The 13289-nt window shown below is 70.3% G+C and carries 14 protein-coding genes; 7 read left to right on the top strand and 7 right to left on the bottom strand.

Features of this window, described 5'->3' with window-relative positions:
- Positions 1-183: 183 nt before the first annotated feature.
- The 3 genes from IAG44_RS22615 to IAG44_RS22625 form a co-directional block, all read right to left on the bottom strand.
- Positions 184-522: a hypothetical protein gene (locus tag IAG44_RS22615; protein WP_187748888.1), complete on the bottom strand. Its 339-nt coding sequence runs from the start codon at positions 520-522 to the stop codon at positions 184-186.
- Positions 523-627: 105 nt separating this feature from the next.
- Positions 628-1071, bottom strand: a complete 444-nt coding sequence (locus IAG44_RS22620) for an NUDIX hydrolase (protein WP_187748889.1) — start codon at positions 1069-1071, stop codon at positions 628-630.
- 143 nt (positions 1072-1214) lie between these two features.
- Positions 1215-2585, bottom strand: coding sequence for an NsdA family TPR-like regulatory protein (locus IAG44_RS22625; protein ID WP_187748890.1), 1371 nt, complete (start codon positions 2583-2585; stop codon positions 1215-1217).
- Between the two features lie 139 nt (positions 2586-2724).
- On the opposite strand from IAG44_RS22625, the gene IAG44_RS44305 reads away from it, so the two are divergent.
- The 3 genes from IAG44_RS44305 (at position 2725) to IAG44_RS22635 (ending at position 6492) form a co-directional block, all read left to right on the top strand.
- Positions 2725-2853, top strand: coding sequence for a hypothetical protein (locus tag IAG44_RS44305; RefSeq protein ID WP_281404299.1), 129 nt, complete (start codon positions 2725-2727; stop codon positions 2851-2853).
- Positions 2854-2973: 120 nt separating this feature from the next.
- The gene (locus tag IAG44_RS22630; protein WP_187748891.1) at positions 2974-4536 is read left to right on the top strand and encodes an asparagine synthase-related protein; all 1563 of its coding nucleotides are present in this window, start codon (positions 2974-2976) and stop codon (positions 4534-4536) included.
- A gap of 75 nt (positions 4537-4611) precedes the next feature.
- Positions 4612-6492, top strand: coding sequence for an ABC transporter ATP-binding protein (locus tag IAG44_RS22635; RefSeq protein WP_187748892.1), 1881 nt, complete (start codon positions 4612-4614; stop codon positions 6490-6492).
- A 147-nt stretch (positions 6493-6639) separates the two neighbouring features.
- Here the strand turns inward: IAG44_RS22635 and IAG44_RS22640 are convergent, their stop codons facing one another.
- Positions 6640-7386: a GntR family transcriptional regulator gene (locus IAG44_RS22640; protein ID WP_187748893.1), complete on the bottom strand. Its 747-nt coding sequence runs from the start codon at positions 7384-7386 to the stop codon at positions 6640-6642.
- Positions 7387-7614: 228 nt separating this feature from the next.
- On the opposite strand from IAG44_RS22640, the gene IAG44_RS22645 reads away from it, so the two are divergent.
- Together IAG44_RS22645 and IAG44_RS22650 are read left to right on the top strand one after the other, a co-directional pair.
- Positions 7615-7830, top strand: coding sequence for a hypothetical protein (locus IAG44_RS22645; RefSeq protein WP_425508466.1), 216 nt, complete (start codon positions 7615-7617; stop codon positions 7828-7830).
- Positions 7827-8591, top strand: coding sequence for a DUF6415 family natural product biosynthesis protein (locus IAG44_RS22650; protein ID WP_223006802.1), 765 nt, complete (start codon positions 7827-7829; stop codon positions 8589-8591). The genes IAG44_RS22645 and IAG44_RS22650 overlap by 4 nt, the downstream gene beginning before the upstream one ends.
- Before the next feature lie 274 nt (positions 8592-8865).
- On the opposite strand, the gene IAG44_RS22655 is transcribed toward IAG44_RS22650, so the two are convergent.
- On the bottom strand, positions 8866-9441 hold the full coding sequence (locus IAG44_RS22655) for a TerD family protein (protein WP_187748894.1): 576 nt from the start codon (positions 9439-9441) through the stop codon (positions 8866-8868).
- Between the two features lie 156 nt (positions 9442-9597).
- On the opposite strand from IAG44_RS22655, the gene arfB reads away from it, so the two are divergent.
- Entirely contained in the window at positions 9598-10032 is a 435-nt protein-coding gene (gene arfB / locus IAG44_RS22660; protein ID WP_187748895.1) for an alternative ribosome rescue aminoacyl-tRNA hydrolase ArfB, read from the top strand.
- Positions 10033-10059: 27 nt separating this feature from the next.
- Here the strand turns inward: arfB and IAG44_RS22665 are convergent, their stop codons facing one another.
- Together IAG44_RS22665 and IAG44_RS22670 are read right to left on the bottom strand one after the other, a co-directional pair.
- Positions 10060-10527, bottom strand: a complete 468-nt coding sequence (locus IAG44_RS22665) for a GNAT family N-acetyltransferase (protein WP_187748896.1) — start codon at positions 10525-10527, stop codon at positions 10060-10062.
- 70 nt (positions 10528-10597) lie between these two features.
- Positions 10598-11089, bottom strand: coding sequence for a flavin reductase family protein (locus tag IAG44_RS22670; protein WP_425508532.1), 492 nt, complete (start codon positions 11087-11089; stop codon positions 10598-10600).
- 420 nt (positions 11090-11509) lie between these two features.
- Here IAG44_RS22670 and cdgB point away from each other — a divergent pair, with 420 nt between their 5' ends.
- A complete protein-coding gene (gene cdgB, locus IAG44_RS22675; protein WP_187748898.1) occupies positions 11510-13171 on the top strand; it encodes a diguanylate cyclase CdgB in 1662 nt (553 codons plus the stop codon).
- The last annotated feature ends 118 nt before the right edge of the window (positions 13172-13289 follow it).

The raw sequence follows: 13289 nt of genomic DNA on the forward strand, positions 1-13289 counted from the left end.
CGCCGACTCAGCGCTGGTGGTCGAGGAACACGCGGGCACGCTCGTCGAGTTCGGCCGCGACCCGTACGCCACGGGCCCGGCGACAGGCCACAGCCGCCCTGGACCACCGCCCGCAACGGCAGCACTCGGCCCCGAACACAACGGGCGGGGATTCCGAGAGCAACGCATCATGATCCACGGCAATCACCCCGCGTCGGAAAACGCGTCCGCACCGAAGGGCCCACCTTCGTACGTGTACGGATAGTCCTCCCCCAAGGTCGCAAGCGCGGCGGCCCGCCGCCTCTCCCACTGCACCCGCAACTCCCACGCGGCCTCCACCTGAGCCTGCCGCTCGGCCTGACGCCGGAAGATCTCGGCAGCCTCGGCCTTGCTGGGGCTGGTCCACGGACGGGACCACGGGCTCTCGACCGGAACGGGGACCGGTACGGGCTCCGGGACACACTGCTTACGGCGCCTGCCCGTCGCGGGCAGGACGAGCGCGAGCAGGGTACGCAGGCATGCCGAGAGCCCTGATGGGGCCACTTTTTTGTTGTGCTGCGCACGCTACCGCCGAGATCCGCTTCGCGAAGCGAAACTCTGTACGTCTGCCTGGGAGTTGGCTGATCCGCCCGCTGACCGGACGACTCGTCAGTGACTGCCGGGCTGCCATCCGTGCACGGAGAACGGTTCGCCCTTGAGGTGGTGGGCGATCCCGAGCGCGTTGTACGGGACGGTGTTGCCGGGGAGTTGGTCGGGCCGGTGCCAGGACAGTCCCGCGCATTTGGCGGGTTCGGCGTTGTACGGTTCGCCGTCCCAGTGGGTGGCGGTGAAGAACCAGCCGATCCGCTGGTGACCTTCGGGGTTGAGGTAGTGCATGACGTGCACGGGGTGCAGGGCGGCGGGGTCGATGTGCACGCCGACTTCTTCGAGGGCTTCGCGTGCGGCGGCCTGGACGACGTTCTCGTCCTCGACCTTCCCGGAGGGCAGGTTGAGCATCCCGTCGGCGTACCCGGTGCCCTGGCGTTCGGCGAGGAGGATGCGCCCTTCTCGTTCCAGGATGACCATGACGTCGATGACGGGCTGGGCGGGCATGGGGTCCCTTCCTGTTGGTGTGCGGGGCAGGAGGGACCCTAGTGGGCCGTGTCAGTCGGTTATGAGCCCCATCTCCTCAACGCGTTCGGCGGTCCAGCGGACACGTTCGGCGACGGTGAGTCCGAGGACGGGGGCGCTCCGACTCAGTGGTGGTGGTCGAGGAACACGCGTGCGCGTTCGTCGAGTTCGGCCGCGATCCGTACGCCACGGGCCCGGTACGGGCGTAGGTCGGAGCGCAGGGAGCGGACGGCTTTGAGGGTGCGGGTGGACTTCACCCCGGCCATGGCGTCGATCGCGCGGCCCCAGGTGATGCACGCTTGCTCGACGCTCCCCTGTTGCGCCTGCTGCTCGGCCTGGGCGACCAGATCGAGGGCGATGATCCGCGCGTACGTCGTCCCAGGACGGCTCGCCGCCGCGGTGGCGTACTGCCGGGCGGCGTTCGGGCGGTCGCCGAGCGTCTCGAAGACCTTCGCCGTCCGGGAGTGGACGGTGGCCGCAGGCGGCCCCCACACCAGTGCCCAGAACGGCACCTCGTCCCCGGCCGCCAGCGCATTCTCGGCAAGTCGGACGTCGGCGAGGGCACGTCGGGTCTGGCCGGTCTTGGCGAGCGCGTGCGCGTGGGTGACGGCGAACAGTGCCTCGACCTGCTGGCCGACGCGGCCCTTGGCACGGTCCCAGCCCGTCTCGGCGAGGGCCAGGCAGTGCTCGGGCCGGTGCAGTTTCATGCCCTGCTGGGACATCGTGCGCATCACGAAACCGTCCTGCCCGGGAACGCCGGAGGCTCGCGCGAGGGCGAGCGACTGGAAGTAGTACCGCTGAGCTAGTCCTTGCTCCCCACTGTCGTACGCCTTCCAGCCACACAGGTGGGCCGCTGCCGAGGCGACGGACAGTGCCTCGGCGCGGACTTCGTCGCTCGCGAACCGGCCCCGGCACAGGTGCGCGACGTCGGTGATGAGGTACTGCACGAACGCGGAGCGTCCGTGTTGTCCGCCATGGCGCTCGTCCATGTCCATGAAGAGCTTCACCATGTCGCGGACGGCGACGACGTCGGCGTGGCCGGCGACTCCTCCTCCGCTGACCGCACGGGTCCGGGCGGCGGCTTCCTGGACCGTCTGAAGTGGCATCGTCGCGGCGGCCATGGAGTAGGCGGAGGCGGCCAGGAAACGGCGGCGGTTCACGTCGGCCTCCCCGAGTGCGGTGAGCGTTTCGATGGGATCGAAATCCAGCGTCAGCCCGATGCTGTCATCTTCGCCACCGGTCGGGGAACCGAGTCCGAGGTCTTCGCGGGTGATCCGGCGGCCCAGACGGCGGGACAGCGCCTCGGCGAGGTAGCCGATGGTCGGAACGGCCGGGATCGCGCCGAGCGTCCAGTGATGGACAGCCGACTTGTTCGTCCCCAGACGCTGGCCGCTCTCCAACGCCACGGCCTTCACTGCGCGTGCGACGCCGTCGTACGGCAGCCCGGACTCCTCGATCAGCGCCTTGAGCTGATGGTTCGCAGTGCGCTGAGTCATGGCGTCCTGCCCTCGTATACCCGATATACGGCTCCACGCGCTCGACACAGTACCCGCCAACCCCCTTGCCCTGTTCACTGATTGACGAAGCCCGATGACGTTCCGTCAGCGGGTTCGGTCGCCAAGGAAGGAGTTCGCCATGAAGGACCAGACGCGTCCGTGGGAGTCCGTGTTCGCCGGACCGGAGATCACCGCCGCGCCGGGTGACACCGCCCGCTACGACGACAAGGCCGCCGAGACCTCGGACCAGGGCCGCTTCGAGGACTGAGCCACAGCACCGCACATAAGGCACCACCAGAGTCACCGGGGCCCGCGTCTGGCCGAGAGCCGCGCGGGCCCCGTCGCATGTCCGACGAGAAAGGAGACCAGAAGGATGTTGACGTTATCGGTGAACGTACGGACCGGTTCGGGGCCGTGGGTATGGCGAGGGGAGGAAGAGGGATGGGGTTGCGGTGCGGACCGTGTCCGGCCCCTGGACCACCCGGCACTGGAGGCGCGGGCGATCACCGACGGCACCCACACGCTGCTGGTCGTACGAGAGCGCGCCGTCGGCCGCCCCTCGCTGCTGCGATCGATCTCCCCGGCCCGGGTCGATGAGGCGGTGTACGGCCGCGCGCTGAAGGAGTGCCAGGACTGGCCGCTCCAGAGCATCTGGATCGAGGTCGGCCCGGACGGGCTCCGCCTGACGACGGGGCTCGGCGGGGTGTGCCCGCTGTACCTCGCCCACGACGCCGGGCGGCTGACGGGCTCGTGGCAGCTGATGGACCTGCGCGCCCACCTCGGCGCGAACTGGCTGGAGGAACGGGAGGTGATGCGGCTGCTGACCGGCTTTCCCCGCTACGGGCACGACACACTGTTCACCACCGTCAAGCGACTGTCGGAACGCTCCACTGCCTACGCGGACGCCGAGAGCCTGCGCCTGGTGTATCCGTCGGCGGCAGAGCACGCCCAGCCCTCCCAACTCGCCGACCACATCGGTGAGTCCGAACTCGTCGCCGCCTTCGAGGCCCTGACGGACCACGTGTTCGCCAAGAGGCCCGTCGCGGCGGGGCAGACGGCGGCCCAACTGTCCGGGGGCATGGACTCCACCAACCTCGCCATCTCCCTCGCGCTGGCGCACCCGGGGGTGATCACCCCATGTGCGATGCTCATTGGGGGAGAGGCGGGACCCCAGCAGGAGGCGCGGCGCCGGGCGGTCATCGAGCGGACCGGGTTCGCCGCCGACGTGACCGTGCGAGCTGCCGACCACCCGGTGCTCTCCCCCGGCGGACTACGACGCTCCCGGGCGCAGGAGATTAGCCCGCTGGACGAGCCGCATCTGGAGGCCGCCGACGCGCTCGCCCAGGCCCTGCGAGCCCGAGGCGTCCACACGGTGGCGGCCGGGTTCGGCGGTGACGAGATCGCCCGAACCCGCCGCGCTTCCGGCGAACCCCCTCGTACGCCTGTCGCACCGTCCTGGTGCGGCGAGCGGGTGTGCGACCTGCTGAGCGAGGTGGACAACGGGATCTCCCCGGCGACCGTGGCACCGGAAACCGCGCTGATCGCCCTGGAGGTCGCCACCCCGCTCATGGCCCGGCGCGGACTGTGGACGGTCGCCCCGTTCACCGATGCGGACATGGTCCGCTTCGGACACCGCCTGCCCGTGGAATGGAAGAAGGACAAGCGTCTGCTGCACCGGCGGCTCGCTGCCCGCGCCCTGCCCGAGGACGTGGTGAACCCGCCGCTGCGGGAGAACTTCGGCCATCTGATGAACACCGCCGTCCACCGTCATGCGACCGAGCTGCTGCGTGGCTGGGGCAAAGACCTCCACCTCACTGAGCAGGGCTACCTCGATCCAGCCATGCTCGCCGAGACCATCGAGCGGGCCGCCGTCAGCCCCGAGGACGCTGCTCCGTACCGTACTGGCCTCTACCTCATCACTGCCGTCGAGTTGGCCCTGCGTGCGCTGTAGACGCCTCCTCCACCGGCTGGGCGACTTCGGCGTAATCGGCCCCGTACGCCCCGCAGGTCCCGCAAGGATGGGCGGGTGACCGACTCCTCACCCGCCCCGAAAACTCCCGCCGCACCGGCGCAGCAGGTCGGTTACCGATCCGACCCGCACGCCGAGGACATCGCCAGTGCGACCTGGTGGCGGATGGCCTCCCGCCTCCCGCGTACTCTCGGCGCCGCCGTACGGCTCGGCTGGGCAGCCGACCGGCCCGCGATGCTCTGGCTGGGCCTCACCCAACTCGTCGTAGCCGTCTCCGCCGCTGTCGCCCTTGCCGCGTTGCCCGGCGCGATGAACCACCTCTTCAGCGGTGGGGACGTCGCCGCGCGCGTGACGGCTGCGACTCCCGCGCTCGTCGTCGCCGCCGTGGCGAGTGCCGTACGGGCGGGGGCGGACGCGCTTGCGGTCTACGCAGCCGCTCGCCTCGCTCCCGAAGTCGCCACCGAGGCTGACCTCCAGATCCTCGCCGCCGCCCCGCAGGTCGAACTGGAGGCGTACGACCGGCCCGGGTTCACCGACCGCCTCCAGGCCGCAGGCAAAGGCGCTGAGGCCACCGAGGACCTGATCGGCGACGCGCAGGCCATGGTCTCCGCGCTCGCCCAACTCGTCGCCGCCGCATCGGTGCTGACGGTTCTGCACCCGCTGCTCCTCCCGCTGCTTCTGCTGGCCGTGGTGCCGAAGGGCGCCGCAGCGGTGACCACCGCGCGCATCCAGCACCACGCGGACTTCCAGAACATCTCCGACAATCACCTGCGTTACCTGCTGCGGTACTACTCCACCGACCGCCGTACCGCCGCCGAGGTCCGCGCCGCCACCATGTCCGGCTTCCTGATGACCTGGTACCGGGAGATCACCGACCGGATCAAGGCCACTCACCGGGAGGCGGCGCCGCGCGTGCTGCGGGTGACCCTGGTCGGCTCCGCCGTCAGCGGGCTCATGCTCGCCGCCACGTGGGCCGCGCTCGGGTGGCTCGCCGCGACCGGACGGATGGACCTCGCGGTCGCCGCGACCGCTGTGGTGGCCGTACGGACGTCGACCGGTGCGCTGACCTCGCTGGTGATGGCCGCCGCCCGCACCTTCCGTACCAGCCTCTACCTGGAGGACTGGCAGTCCTTCCTGCGTCACGCGAAGAGCCTGCGCGCCGAGCGTGGCAACGCGGTGATCCCGGACGAGGCGCCCGTCGAGATCGAGGCGAAGAACGTCACCTACGCCTACCCGGGCGCCGGGTCTCCGGCGGTGGACGACGTCAGCCTCACCCTGCGCCAGGGCGAACTCATCGCGCTGGTCGGCGAGAACGGCTCCGGGAAGACCACTCTCTCCCGCCTCCTCACCGGCCTGTACCTGCCCACCTCCGGCACGGTCACCTGGGACGGCACAGACCTCGCCGAGGCCGACCCGACAGGCGTCTGGTCGAAGGTCGGGCTCGTGCCGCAGGACTACACCCGCTGGCCCATGGACCTGCGCGCCAACATCCACCTCGGCCAGCCCCGCAGTGACGACGACACCTCGCTGCTCCAGGCCGCGCATGCGGCCGGCGCGGACGGTGTCATCGACAAGGCTCCGTACGGGCTCGACACCCTGGTCGCCGGCTCCAATTGGGGCGGCACCGACCTGTCCGGCGGACAGTGGCAGCGCATCGCGGTCGCCCGCGCGTTCTATCGGGACGCCGCCATGCTGATGCTCGACGAGCCGACGTCCGCGATGGACCCGAGGGCCGAGCACCTGGTGATCCGCCGCTTCAAGGAACTCGCCGCAGGCAAGGCCGCCGTGTTCGTGACGCACAACCTGGAGAACGCCCGCATCGCGGACCGCGTCGTCGTCCTCGACCACGGCCGGATCGTCGAGACGGGGACCTTCGAATCCCTCCTCGAAGCGGCGGGCCTGTTCGCCGAGCTCTACAAACTCGCGCAAGACCGGTGAAGACCGCCGCCCAGGTGAGGCCGGCTCCGGCTTCCCCATGCGCCGGCGTCGTCGAGGGCGGTCACGCTCGGGGCGGCGGTGTCGTGGTCCTCGAAGCGCGACGGCCCTCCATCACCGGTGATGGAGGGCCGTACGTTGTTCTCGCTCTCACGAAGCGTCCGGCGCCGCCTCCACGCTGTACTCGTAGCCGATGGCCAGCCGGTAGGGCAGGCACCATTCGCCGTACTCGATGACTCCTTCGTCGTCCCAGAGGCGGTGGACGCCGGCGAGGATGGGGGAGCCGACGCGGAGTCCGAGGAAGCCTGCTTCGCGTGCGTCGGCGTCCCGGCCGTGGATGTCGTCGCGTCCTGCTGTCACCTGCCTGCCGGTCGCCTGCTGGATCTTCAGGAGCAGTCCGGGGGAGGAGGTCCGTGAGGTGGACAGCAACTCGGGTACGGCGGCGGCGAAGTGGGCCGGGTGCCAGGTGACGAAGAGGCCGGTGCGCTGCTGGCCCCGGCCGGTGTGCCACTGGCGGCGGACGACCTGGTCGCCGTCGTCGAGGTCGAAGATCTCGGCGACGTACTGGGGCGGTTTGATCAGCTCGGCGGTCGTGACGATCATCGTCTCGCCCTCGGCGAGCACCGAGCCGGTGCGCAGGACGCGGGTGATGCGGTCGTAGCCGGAGGGGGCGACCTCGGGGGCGTTGGCGACGAAGGTTCCCCGTCGCGAGGTGGTGATGTAGCCCTCGACCTGGAGCTGATCGAGGGAACGGCCGAGGGTGGCGACGGACACACCCTCACTCTTGGCGAGTTCCCGCACGGGCGGGAGTTTCTCGCCTTCCTTGAGGGCGCCGTCGAGGATGCGGCGGCGGATGCGTTCCGCGACTTGCATGTAGGGGTGATTGGCGTCCGGCATGGCGCCTCCCGTGGTGGTGTCCCAGGTCACGTTACTTTCTGTCCTAGAGCATGCATCGAACCCCCGCGACGGGCGAACGTCCGGGGGTGTGGCCGACGCTGGTTGGGAGCGCCAACATGCATGACCTTGGCCGCTGGGTGTGTTGAGGCCCGGTCCCGTCCTCGCGGAAGGGGTGGCCTGATGGGCGCGCAGAGGTCGGCCCCAGAGGGTGCGGGGGAGGGTGCGGCGGTGGCCGTGCGCCTCGGGGACGTGGTGCGGGACACCGGCAGGGGCAAGGTCGGTGAGGTGATGGGGTTCATCGGCCCGTACGTGCAGGTGCGTCCGGTCGGGGGCGGCATCGAGTGGGACGCGCGCCCGGAGCTGCTGCGGCCGGTGTCGGCGGCGGAGGCGTTGAGCGCGAACGTGTCGGTGGCCAACGCGCGGTCGAGGGGAGAGCGGCTGTGAACGGCTTCGATTCCCTTCCGGTCGATGTGGAGACGATGCGCGCGACGGCGGCGCGGGTGCTCGCGGATGACACCGGGTTGCCGACCGCCGATGAGCTGGAAACCCTGGTCCTGATGTACCGGGGGCATCTGATGGTGCTGATCCCGGAGATCGGGCGGGTTGCGCTCGGGCGTCCCGAGGGCGATGCCGACGTGGTGGCCGCGTGGGCCGGTGTGGGAGAGGCGCGGAGGCGGCTCGACGCGGTGGGGGACGGTGGGTTTCCCCGCGAGGTGGCGCACGCGCGGCGGCTGGCCCGGTCGGTCGTCTGCCTCCTCGGGCACCTGGAAAACCTGTGCGGTCGCCGTGAAGCGTTCGCCGCCCATCACTACCCCACCACCCAACTCGCCGCTTCCCGCGCCCGAACCGACTGCCGCAAGTTCCTCCTCGCCTGCGGCATCCCCGTGGACGACGACTTCGCCGAAGAACTCACCCTGGTGGTCGACGAGTTGATCACCAACGCTGTCACCCACGGCCGAGTCCCCGGCACCACGGGCCGTCAGGTCCGCCTGACGATCGCCCACACCGACGGCGTCTTCCGCGTCGAGGTCCGCGACACGCAGAGCGACAAGATGCCGCAGCTCAAGAAGGCCGGCGTCGAGGACGGCGGGGGACGGGGCCTCGCCCTCGTGGACGCGTTGGTCAGCACCTGGGGCGTCGTCAGCGAGGTGATCGGCAAGACCGTGTGGGCCGAGAAGGCGATTCCGGCGCAGAAGCCCACCTGACAGCAACGGAGTTGCACCTGTGAGACACCTCGTCCGCCGCCTGTTGGCCCGGCTGCCCTACCCGCGAAGCCCTCGCTCTCGCCCTGCCTCCTACATCCACGACCCGTACGTCACCCCTTTCCCGTCCCTGGCCACTCCGCGCTGTGGCCCCACCCCTCCCCTGAACCAGCCCCTCCGGACACCCCCACCCGAACGGCGCCCTGAACGACAAGCGGGCCCCGGCCGCCTCAGCAGCCAGAGCCCGCCCGATCACCTACCCGGGTTCAACCGGACCTCAGACGTTGACCCCGAAGTCCTGGGCGATGCCCGCGAGGCCGGACGCGTAACCCTGGCCGACCGCGCGGAACTTCCACTCCGCGCCGTTGCGGTAGAGCTCGCCGAAGACCATGGCGGTCTCGGTGGCCGCGTCCTCGGAGAGGTCGTAGCGGGCGATCTCGGCGCCGCCGGCCTGGTTGAGGATGCGGATGTACGCGTTGCGGACCTGGCCGAAGTTCTGCGAGCGGTTCTCGGCGTCGTAGATCGAGACCGGGAAGACGATCTTGTCGACGTCGGCCGGGAGGGCCGCGAGGTTGACGTTGATCTGCTCGTCGTCGCCCTCGCCCTCGCCGGTGCGGTTGTCGCCGGTGTGGACGATCGTGTTGTCCGGGGTCTGCTTGTTGTTGAAGAAGACGAAGTGGGCGTCGGAGTAGACCTTGCCCGCCGGGTTGACCGCGATCGCGGAGGCGTCGAGGTCGAAGTCCGTGCCGGTGGTCGTACGGACGTCCCAGCCGAGGCCCACGGTGACGGCGGTCAGGCCCGGAGCCTCCTTGGTGAGCGAGACGTTGCCACCCTTGGACAGGCTTACAGCCATGGTTGGGAGTCCTTCCCTGTTGTGTACGTCGTGTCGTGCCGTATGGCGTGAACCTACAGCTACCCCTTGAACGCCCCAAGGTGCCGCGAAGGTTCCCGCCCCCTTTACTTTCTTTACCTCTAAAATCGGGTGACTCCGCACGCCTCCCGCCCCACCATGGAACACATGTCCGGTCCCTATGTCGTCAGAGGCTCCGTCTCCCTCCCGGAGGCCGAGCTGACGTGGCGTTTCTCGCGGTCGTCCGGGCCGGGCGGGCAGCATGTCAACACCAGCGACACCCAGGTGGAGCTGCGGTTCGACCTCGCGCGCACGGAGTCCCTGCCGGCCGTGTGGAAACAGCGCGCGCTCGAACGCCTCGCCCCCCGCCTCGTCGACGGCGTGCTCGTCGTCCGCGCCTCCGAGCACCGTTCGCAGTGGCGCAACCGCGAAGCCGCCGCCGTCCGCCTCGCCTCCCTCCTCGCGGAGGCGACCGCCCCACCGCCCAAGCCCCGCCGCGCCACCCGCGTCCCCCGCGGCATCAACGAACGCCGCCTGCGCGAGAAGAAGGCCCGCGCGGAGACGAAGCGCGGCAGAACGGGCCGCGACTGGTGACGCCGCCGACGGCGTGACTCTGGGGTATTACTTCAACTCCAGCACCCCCACCACCTCGTCCTCCCCCACCATCTCCCCGTTCTTCCGGAACCCCAGCCCCAGATAGAACCCCTCGGGCCCGTGCTCCCCGAGATGCCAGGTGACGTGGAACTCGGACGTCCCCCGCCGCCGCAACTCCTCCGCCACGGCCTGGACGGCGAACCGCCCGTACCCCTTGCCCTGTTCGTCCGCGGCGATGTTCAGCCGCCACAGCCCCGAGCGCCGCAGCGACCCCCCGTCGTCGTGCCAGTCGACGTCGAGGAACGCCATCAGGAACCCGACGACCCGCTCCCCGTCGACGATGACCCGGGGCCAGGCGACGCCGGGATGCACGTACGCCTCCGCGAGCGACGTCGCCACGGGTGTGACGGCGTACTCCTGCTCCGGCCGGACGGCGACTGCGATCGCGTCCGCGAAGTTGGCCGGTGTGATCTCTTCAAGTCGAGGCATGGACATGCCCGCACCCTAAACACGCGGGCCCCCTGAAATCCCCCGTATTTCCCCGCACCCCCTGCCCCGCACCCCCTCACCCCAACTGCCGGTACCGCCCCCGGAAGTACATCAACGGCCCACCCTCCGCACTCGGCAGCGAAGCCGCCAGCACCCGCCCGATCACCAGCGTGTGGTCCCCGGCGACGACCCGCTGCTCGGTCCGGCACTCGAGGTTCGCCAGCGCCCCGCCCACCAGCGGCGCCTCGGTGAACCCCCCGCGCCGGTAGGGGATGTCCTCGAACAGCAGCCGGTCGCTCAGCCGCCCCTTCATCGCGAACCGCCCGGCGATGTGCCGCTGGCTCTCGGAGAGGACGGAGACGCCCCACAGGGGCTGCTCGTCGAGGAGGTCGTCCATGCGGGAGCCCGCGCGGAGGCTGATGAGGACGAGGGGCGGGTCGAGGGAGACGGACATGAACGCGGTGGCGGTCATGCCGACGTCCTCGGCGGGCGGCGCGGTGGGGTCCCCGGGGTCGAGGGAGGGCTCCTGCGCGGTGACCAGCACCACTCCGCCGGCCAGCCGGGCCATCGCGGCCCGGAATTCGTCGTTGCTCACCCCCTCAGCATGCCCGGCGGGCGAGAGGGCGGGGGGCGGGAGAATGTTCGGCACGCTCGGCACGCTAGTGTCCGCCCGCCCCGCCCCACATCGGACCTGCGCCCGATACGGGTCGTACGACCGGGTCCTACGACCGTCCGGGAACCCCGGCGCCGCGCGATCCGTCCACGTACAGTAAGCGCTGTCCAAACGCTCGGTAACCCCGCCGGACCACTCTGAAAATTGCAGAAACCCTGCCCAATTGTTCATGTTTTGATGTGACTTGAGTCACAAGAGAAGATAATTGTTGACCCTGTGTACCGAGTGGGCAGCGCACTGTGATTCAGTGGCAGTGAAATGGTACGCCGATGAACAACCCTTGATTCGCTGCGAAGTCTCGGGGGGAGGGCGAGCATGGAGACCGAGTCGGAACCCTATGTCCGCCTCGCGTCCCTGCGGCAACTGCACCAGGCGATGGCCGACATGAACACGGCCCGCAGCCTGGCTGACACCTTGCAGACGGTCGCGGACGGAGTCGTGAACGCCCTCGGCTACGAGCTGGCGTGCGTCAACCTCGTACGGAACGACGGCGACCTGGTCGTCGCCGCGTTCGCGGGCAACCCCGCCGCGGAGGCGCTGATCACCGGCCGCGTCGGCTCCCGGGAGTCTTGGGAACGGCGCCTGGCGATGGGCCAGAAGTGGGGCGACCTGGTCTTCATCCCGCACAACGAGGGCTGGGTACTGGATGACGACGACGTACCCCAGTGGTACACCGACGGCCCCCCGCCCCGCTTCGAGGACGAGTGGCACCCCTCGGACCGCCTCTTCGCCCCCATGTACACCCCGGCATCCCCCGGAGGTACCTGTGGAGAACTCATCGGCGTCCTGTCGGTGGACCGCCCGCGCAACGGACGGCTGCCCGGCGCCTGGGGCCGCGAAGCCCTTCAGATGTACGCCTTCCAGGCGGCCATAGCGGTCAGCAACGCCCGCCTGCGCTCCAACATCCAGCGCGCGCTGGTCCGCCTGGAACGCGAGCAGCAGGCCCTGCGCGCGAGCGAGGAGTCCTTCCGCGCGGCTTTCGAGTTCGCCCCCTCGGGCATGGCCATCGCCGAGATGGGCGGCGAGCAGCACGGCCGAATACTGCGGACCAACGACGCCCTGTGCCGCCTGCTGGGCCGTCCCGCCTCCGCGATGCGCCGCTACGCCTTCTCGGACCTGGTCCACCCGGAGGACATCGGTACCCTCCTGCGTACCTCCGCGGAGGGAGGCCGCGCGGAGGTACGCCTCTGCCGCCGGGACGGCACCTACCTCTGGGTCTCACTCCGTAACTCCGTGGTGGCGGACGCCGCCGACGGGCCCCGCTTCCTCCTCACCCACATCGAGGACATAGAGGACCGCAAGCGCCGCGAGCTCCAGCTCGCCCACCGCGCCTCCCACGACTCCCTGACGGGCCTGCCCAACTCCGCCGAACTGCGCGCCCGCCTCTCCGCGCGCCTGTGCCGCCGTCCGCAGTCCACCCACCCGGCCGCCGTCGACGCGATGGACCACACGTACGGCCCCGGCGCCCACGACGCCAACGGCCACGGCTTCGACTTCCACCCGGTGCGCACCGCCCCGTACGACGGGTACGACCACGTCCACGTCGTCGCCCCCGAGGAGAGCGCCCGCGACGACGGGACGAAGGGCCTCGCCGTCCTCTTCTGCGACCTCGACGGCTTCAAGTCGATCAACGACCGGTTCGGGCACAACGCGGGCGACGCGGTCCTCATCGAGGTCGCCCGGCGCCTCGGCAACGCCGTCCGCGACGGCGACACGGTCGCGCGGCTCGGCGGCGACGAGTTCGTGATCCTCGCCGACGGCCTCGGCCGCGCCGACGCCACCGACCTCGCCGTCCGGCTGCGCAACGAGATCATCCAGCCGATCCGCGCCGAGGACCGGGCCGTCCGGGTCGGCGCCAGTTTCGGCATCGGATGGGCACAGTGCGGCATGACGGCGGACGAGGTGTTGAAGTCCGCTGACGAGCGGATGTACGTCGAGAAACGATCTCGTCCCAAACAGCACCGGCGCGCGGGCTGAGCCGCAGGTCAGCGGGTTCGAGGGGCCGGAGTCACCCGTTCGGCCCCGGCGGAGCGGGTAGGCTCGCTCTTCTCACCACCTTTGTAGACGGCCCCGCACCTGTTGAGGAGTTCGAGGG

Origin of the sequence: Streptomyces roseirectus (assembly GCF_014489635.1) — a bacterium.
Lineage (GTDB): Bacteria > Actinomycetota > Actinomycetes > Streptomycetales > Streptomycetaceae > Streptomyces > Streptomyces roseirectus.

Bases quoted from the DNA above. Each gene is read 5' to 3' on its own strand.
- IAG44_RS22620 (WP_187748889.1), bottom strand. From the start codon at position 1,071: ATGCCCGCCCAGCCCGTCATCGACGTCATGGTCATCCTGGAACGAGAA.
- IAG44_RS22625 (WP_187748890.1), bottom strand. From the start codon at position 2,585: ATGACTCAGCGCACTGCGAACCATCAGCTCAAGGCGCTGATCGAGGAG.
- IAG44_RS44305 (WP_281404299.1), top strand. From the start codon at position 2,725: ATGAAGGACCAGACGCGTCCGTGGGAGTCCGTGTTCGCCGGACCGGAG.
- IAG44_RS22640 (WP_187748893.1), bottom strand. From the start codon at position 7,386: ATGCCGGACGCCAATCACCCCTACATGCAAGTCGCGGAACGCATCCGC.
- IAG44_RS22655 (WP_187748894.1), bottom strand. From the start codon at position 9,441: ATGGCTGTAAGCCTGTCCAAGGGTGGCAACGTCTCGCTCACCAAGGAG.
- arfB (WP_187748895.1), top strand. From the start codon at position 9,598: ATGGAACACATGTCCGGTCCCTATGTCGTCAGAGGCTCCGTCTCCCTC.
- IAG44_RS22665 (WP_187748896.1), bottom strand. From the start codon at position 10,527: ATGTCCATGCCTCGACTTGAAGAGATCACACCGGCCAACTTCGCGGAC.
- IAG44_RS22670 (WP_425508532.1), bottom strand. From the start codon at position 11,089: ATGGCCCGGCTGGCCGGCGGAGTGGTGCTGGTCACCGCGCAGGAGCCC.
- cdgB (WP_187748898.1), top strand. From the start codon at position 11,510: ATGGAGACCGAGTCGGAACCCTATGTCCGCCTCGCGTCCCTGCGGCAA.